5 protein-coding genes and 1 pseudogene are annotated in these 5,821 nt (G+C 40.2%); 3 read left to right on the forward strand and 3 right to left on the reverse strand.

Annotation, left to right across the window (positions count from 1 at the left end; all coding sequences use genetic code 11):
* Window positions 1-744: homocysteine S-methyltransferase family protein (locus IJJ71_RS13880; protein WP_296847878.1), on the reverse strand; the 744-nt coding region annotated here is incomplete at its 3' end.
* A gap of 292 nt (window positions 745-1,036) precedes the next feature.
* On the opposite strand from IJJ71_RS13880, the gene IJJ71_RS13885 reads away from it, so the two are divergent.
* Window positions 1,037-2,251, forward strand: a complete 1,215-nt coding sequence (locus IJJ71_RS13885) for a tyrosine-protein phosphatase (RefSeq protein ID WP_296847880.1) — start codon at window positions 1,037-1,039, stop codon at window positions 2,249-2,251.
* Window positions 2,252-2,254: 3 nt separating this feature from the next.
* On the opposite strand, the gene IJJ71_RS13890 is transcribed toward IJJ71_RS13885, so the two are convergent.
* The gene (locus IJJ71_RS13890) at window positions 2,255-3,043 is read right to left on the reverse strand and encodes a tRNA1(Val) (adenine(37)-N6)-methyltransferase (protein WP_296847881.1); all 789 of its coding nucleotides are present in this window, start codon (window positions 3,041-3,043) and stop codon (window positions 2,255-2,257) included.
* A gap of 71 nt (window positions 3,044-3,114) precedes the next feature.
* Here IJJ71_RS13890 and IJJ71_RS13895 point away from each other — a divergent pair, with 71 nt between their 5' ends.
* Window positions 3,115-3,624 carry an O-acetyl-ADP-ribose deacetylase gene (locus IJJ71_RS13895; protein ID WP_296847883.1) on the forward strand — a complete coding sequence of 170 codons (510 nt, stop codon included), beginning with the start codon at window positions 3,115-3,117 and terminating at the stop codon, window positions 3,622-3,624.
* A 19-nt stretch (window positions 3,625-3,643) separates the two neighbouring features.
* On the opposite strand, the pseudogene IJJ71_RS13900 reads toward IJJ71_RS13895, so the two are convergent.
* A pseudogene (locus IJJ71_RS13900) lies at window positions 3,644-4,510 on the reverse strand (DUF3387 domain-containing protein); the annotation flags it as partial.
* A gap of 219 nt (window positions 4,511-4,729) precedes the next feature.
* Here IJJ71_RS13900 and IJJ71_RS13905 point away from each other — a divergent pair.
* On the forward strand, window positions 4,730-5,803 hold the full coding sequence (locus tag IJJ71_RS13905; RefSeq protein ID WP_296847885.1) for a ribonuclease III domain-containing protein: 1,074 nt from the start codon (window positions 4,730-4,732) through the stop codon (window positions 5,801-5,803).
* Window positions 5,804-5,821 lie beyond the last annotated feature (18 nt).

A 5,821-nucleotide genomic window follows, 5' to 3' on the forward strand; every position in this document is an offset into this window, starting at 1 on the left:
CTCCACGCAAACAGGCAGATGTGCGTAACGCATGAACTCAGCAACGATTTTGTCATCTTCGTTCAAAGAACCGCCGCAGTTAAATCCGATTAAATCGACTCCAAGCGACTCAAGATAAACCACAACCGTGCGGATGTCAGCGCCGGTCAAAGTTCGCAAATTGGGCTGGAAAGTCATGCTGGCAAAAATCGGAAGGTTAGTGTTTTCTTTTGTGGCAAGAACCGCAGCCTTTACTTCCCGTAAATCTGCCATTGTCTCGATAATCGCAATCTCGGCTCCGGCTTTTTCCGCAATTATGGCCGCTTCTTTGTAAGTCTCGTAGGCTTCGTCAAAAGTCAGTTCTCCCATGGGCTCCAGAAGACGACCAATCTGGCTGGTATCCCATGAAGCGTAATGAGGGCGTGTGTTTCCTTCTGCCTCAATTTCTTCGATACATTTTTTTTCTAGGGCAATTTCTGCCTCGATGTACTCTTTGCAGGAATATTTTGCGGAAATCAGTTTGAGCGGCAAGGCACCAAAAGTGTTAGCCGTGATAACATTCGCTCCAGCTCGGAGATACTGCTTGTGAATGTCTTCAATAATCTCTGGCTTTTCAATCGAAATGTCTTCGGGAATGTCGTAATCAGTGAACCCGGTCTTTTGAATCATAGTGCCGATTCCGCCGTCAAAAAATACTGGTAGCCCGGCTTCGACCTGAGATTTCAAAAATTCACGGAAAGTTGGTTTCTTGCAGTTCTTATTCATAGAAACCTATTTTATAGAAAAAAGCAGGCTAGTTCAATGATAGGCAAAAATAGCCCGCGCGGGATAGGAGTGGCGGCGAAGCCGTTCACTGTCATCCATGTCGTAACGAGAACTTAGTTTTCGCGGCAATTATCGGTTTAAAAAGCACGCGGCCTCCATGCCGCAACCAGATAATGCAGGCATGGATGGCGGGGAATGAAGCGGTAGCGGAACCACGGATAGCCCGTAGCCCGGAGATTCGCGCCAAAAAATATTGAAAAATTGATGAGTTAATGATATTCTTCGCTTTGATATGCAAAAGTTTGAAAATCTTGTCGTTAATGGAAAATCATACAGTGTAACGCAGAACGACAGGGACAAGTGTTTTATTGAGGATAAGGAAAATTCTCTTATTATTTTTATTTATGATTACAAAAACTGGCGGCAGACAGAAAAAGTTGACTCAGCATATGTGTGCGGTTCCTTTAATTCATGGGTGGAAAATCCTGATTTTAAGATGACTTTTTGCGAGTCACTTTCATTGCAGTATGTTGCTGTTGATTTTTCGAAGCTTTCAGGAACGGGCAATTCCGGCCATCCTGAATACAAATTTTGCATAAACGGTTTATATATATCGCTTGCTGATGTTGATTTTGTTCCGAAAGGATTCATTTTTCCGTCGAATGACAAAAATCTTGCGATTATCTATTCTGATGAAAATCTTGAGGAAATAATCTGCCAGTTTAAAATTGCCGGCAGAATAAAGACTCTTTCCGATTTTGATTTAACTTGCAGGCTCGGACAGGAAGAAATTTCAAATTTCCGGCTTGTTCCTGGGACAAAAAAACTTTTCAGGTCTTTCCATCCGTTTTATTCCACAGACAATAGAAGTCTGAGGTTTGACACTGAAAAAAAACGTATTGAATATGTTCAAAAACTTGCTGCAGAAGAAGGAATCAAGTCTGATATCAATCTTACTGATGATTACACGGTTTTTGCCGGTGAAAAAATCAGCTGGTATGATGGAACTGAAGGGCAAGTTGAAATTCCCGCGTATTATCAGAAAATTATTGATTCAAAAAATGTCTGCAATGTAATGTCTGAATCGGGAATTGTGCCGTCTTATGATTATGTTTATAACAAGCCAACGGACAGCCTTTTTTACGAATGGGTTCGTGTGATTGTTAATTTTATAATTGATGATGCCCATGACGGCCCTTTTCAGATTCATTGTGCTATCGGAACTGACAGAACCGGCGTCTTTTGTGCTTTGCTCGGAGGCTTTTGCGGGGCGACCTGGGATGAAGTTTGCGAAGATTATCAGAAAACCAACCGGATGGGTATTCGGGAATACCGCTCAAAATCCATGCTTGCCCGCTCCTTTCAAAAAATGCTTGGGCTAGATGATGTTTCTGAAGTCGAGGATTTGCAAAAGTCTTTGTGGGAGCATTTTATGTCCGCAAAATTGAATGGCGAGCCTGTTCTTTCGCGGGCGCAGCTTGAAGCTCTTGTCAAAAAACTTAACTAGCACTCAAAATTTTTCATAAATTTCTTTAACTGACTCAGAATATTTTCCCTGAGACTTGTAAATCACAAGCGTGGGGAGAATTTTTATTTCTGCACGGGCATTTTTCCGACCTTCAATCAGTACCATCGTGGGAGCAGAATCCGAAAAAGGCTGAACGAGTCGCAAAGATTTCGCTTCGAGCCGATATTTTGAAAACAGAACGAAGATTTCTGAAAGCCGTTCCGGGCGGTGAATCATGAAAAAACTTCCGTTTGATTTTAAAAGATAACTTGCTGCCGAAACAACATCTTCGAGATTGCACAAAATTTCGTGACGGGCGATATTTTTTGCTTCATTTGGATTTTTTCGGACAGAATTTGCTTTTGCGTAAGGCGGATTTGAAGTTACAACATCGGCACATTCGGGCGGAAAAAGATTTCGCGCATCCTTTATATCTCCATGGACGACAGAGATTTTTTCTTCAAGATTATTGATCTCAACATTTTTTGATGCAAGCTCGGCAGATTTTTCTTGGATTTCAAGAGCCGTAAAGTGCGAGGCCTGTGAAGTTTTTGCCATCAAAAGCGGGATGATTCCGTTTCCAGTTCCTAAATCAAAGACTTTCCCGCCGTTTTTCACTGATGCAAAATCAGCGAGCAGAACAGCATCGATTCCAAAACAAAAAGAAGATTTATCCTGCAGGACCATGAGTTTTGTCTTTGGAAATGTGGCAACGGAAAGTTCTGCATGTTTTTCCGAAAGAGGAAGCGAATCCTTGTTTTTTTCGTGCGAATCTACTTCACCGTTTGCCATGAAAACATTATAACCGAAGAAAATAAAAAAGAACAACGCCAATATTTCCTGGACTGTGATATAATCAAAACATGGGAAAAATCAAAATTATCAAAGGTGACATAACAAAGTTGAGCTGCGATGCAATCGTAAATGCGGCTAATTCTTCGCTTCTCGGTGGCGGTGGCGTGGACGGTGCAATTCACTACGCTGCTGGTCCGGAACTTCTTGCCGAATGTATGACCCTTCACGGATGCAAGACCGGTGAGGCAAAAATCACAAAGGGCTACAAGCTGCCATCAAGATTTGTGATTCACACTGTCGGACCAATCTATTTCGAGCACACTCCTGCTGATGCTGAAAAACTTCTTACTTCCTGCTATGAAAACTCCTTAAATCTTGCTAAAGAAAACGGCCTGAAGACGATTGCATTTCCTCTGATTTCTGCCGGAGTTTACGGCTATCCCCAGCGTGAAGCGATAAAGGTTGCTGTTGAGACGATGAAATTGTATCAAGAGAATTTTGATGAGGTTACGCTGGTGCTGTTTGGGGAGCGGGAATTTGGGTATGCGAGGGAGATGTATGGGGAGTTATTAGATTAGGTGGAAAAAGTGTATTCCCCTATTTTGGTCTGTTTTCCGCAACTTTTAGAAGTCCAAAATCGTTTGGTATTTCATACTGAACGGTTTTGTCTGCTGTGCCAAAGCGGTCATCGGATGGATTTTCATCATAATCAGCAACATTATCAGTCCAGAGTTCGCACTGGCTGATTACAGTTTTGAGTGCGTATTCCTGACCTTCTGGCGGATATTTATATTTTTTGAGCAATCGTTTTACAAGAATACGCATCTTGGCTCTGGCTGATTCTTTTTTCTGCCAGTCGATTGTTTTGTTTTTACGGAGAGTTTCGGTGAGTTCTTTTGTGAGTGCAACAAGCTCTTCGTTTGAATAGAAATCTTTTACAGCTTCAGGTTTTGTAAGTGCATCGTAGAAAGCAAGTTCTTCGTCTGTGAGGCCGAGCTTGTTTCCTTCCTCACTGGCATACAGCATTTCTTTTGCAAGTTTCAAGAGTTCCTGAATTACTTCTTCGTTTGTAAGCATTCCGTTCAGGTAGCGGTTTAAGGTTTGCTGAATGAGTTCGCTAAAGGCTTCTGATTTTACAAGGTTTGTACGTTTGTAAACTTTTACCTGTTCTTCAATGAGTTTTTTTAGAAGCTCTACGGCAAGGTTTTTCTCTTTCATTTTTGAAATATTTTCGAGGAAGGTTGGATCAAAGAGGTTTACCTTCTCGCCAACATCAGAAAAAAGATTTATAACGCCATCAGATTTTACTGATTGTTTGAGAAGTTCGTTTATTCGATCGTTAATTTCTTTGAGAGAGAATTTCTTGCCAGATGGATTATACATAAGGCGCATTACAAGAACGCGGACAGATTCAAAGAAGGCGGCCTCCATTCGCATCTGCTCTTTTATCATGGATGAACAAATTATATATTGACATTCTCTTTCCTCTATATTATTTTGTCTTAAAAGGCACTTAAACCAACACAGTGTTTTAAAATGATTATAGATGAATTGCTTTCTGTGCTGAGAAACTTTTCACATTATCTTCATTTTAATGAATCTGTATTGATGGACAGTGTTGTTATATTTTCTCGCATATAAGAACACTTTTCAGTGCCTCCATATTTATTTTTGGAGGTCTTTATGACAACTGATGATGTTAACTACATCTTAGAAAATCAAAAAACAATTGAAGAAAAAATTTCATATCAATTCCGCTATCACACAAAACTTCTTGTGCAGGCTTTTACTCGGAAGTCATTTGCGCAAGAACATGACGGCTATGAAGATAATGAAATCCTTGAACTGTATGGTGACCAACTTGTAAATACCGTAATGACAAAATGGCTCTATGATTCGTACAGTACCGTTCCACAAACATACACGGACGATTTCTTTTATTCAAAGAAAAACGAAGCTGAACTTTCAAAAATCCGCGCGAACTATGTGAACAAGTCGGCATTGGCGCATTGTATTGATATGCTTGATTTGGATGATTATCTTTTGCTCGGAAATAGCGATGAGAAAAACGAAGTCTGGCGTAACGAGAAAGTTCGCTGTGATTTATTTGAGGCAATTATCGGAGCAATCGCAGTTGATTCTAATTGGGACTTCAAACAAATTGAAAAATCATGCAAGACGATGTGGGGAATGTTGGATTTCAGTGAAAATTATGTAACTACACTCTATGACTCTTGTGATGATTTAGGAATTACCGAACCAAAGTTTTCTGTTTATCAGAATTATTCTGGGAATAACCAGCCTTTCAGATGTACACTTTCACTATATTTACAGAATTCTTGGAATTCAAAACTGATAGAGGGAAATGGAAATTCCGAAATATCTGCAAAAATGGATGCTGCAAAAAAAGCTGTCGATTTTCTGCAGAAATACAAAATTGAACAAATTGCACAAAAGGCAACTCCTGAGACAGCAGTTCAAACACTCAATACTTTGTATTTGAAGAAATTTATTTCAAAGCCTGAGTTGAATTGCTCCGTTTCACCTGATGACGATGGAAATCAAGTTTGGCGATGCGAATGCTTTATCAAAGAATACGAAGATTGGGATGGTTACAACCAAGCAGGAATCGGCGAAGAATACACAAAATCTGCCGCAAAACAATCTGCTGCTTATGATATGATTTGTTTTATGCTTGGCAAAGAAAATGATAAAAGCTTAGATAATGAAGACTATTATGACTTGGACGATGATTAAAAAGCGTTAGGGATAGTA

Source organism: Treponema sp. (assembly GCF_017430385.1).
Classification (GTDB): Bacteria; Spirochaetota; Spirochaetia; order Treponematales; family Treponemataceae; genus Treponema_D.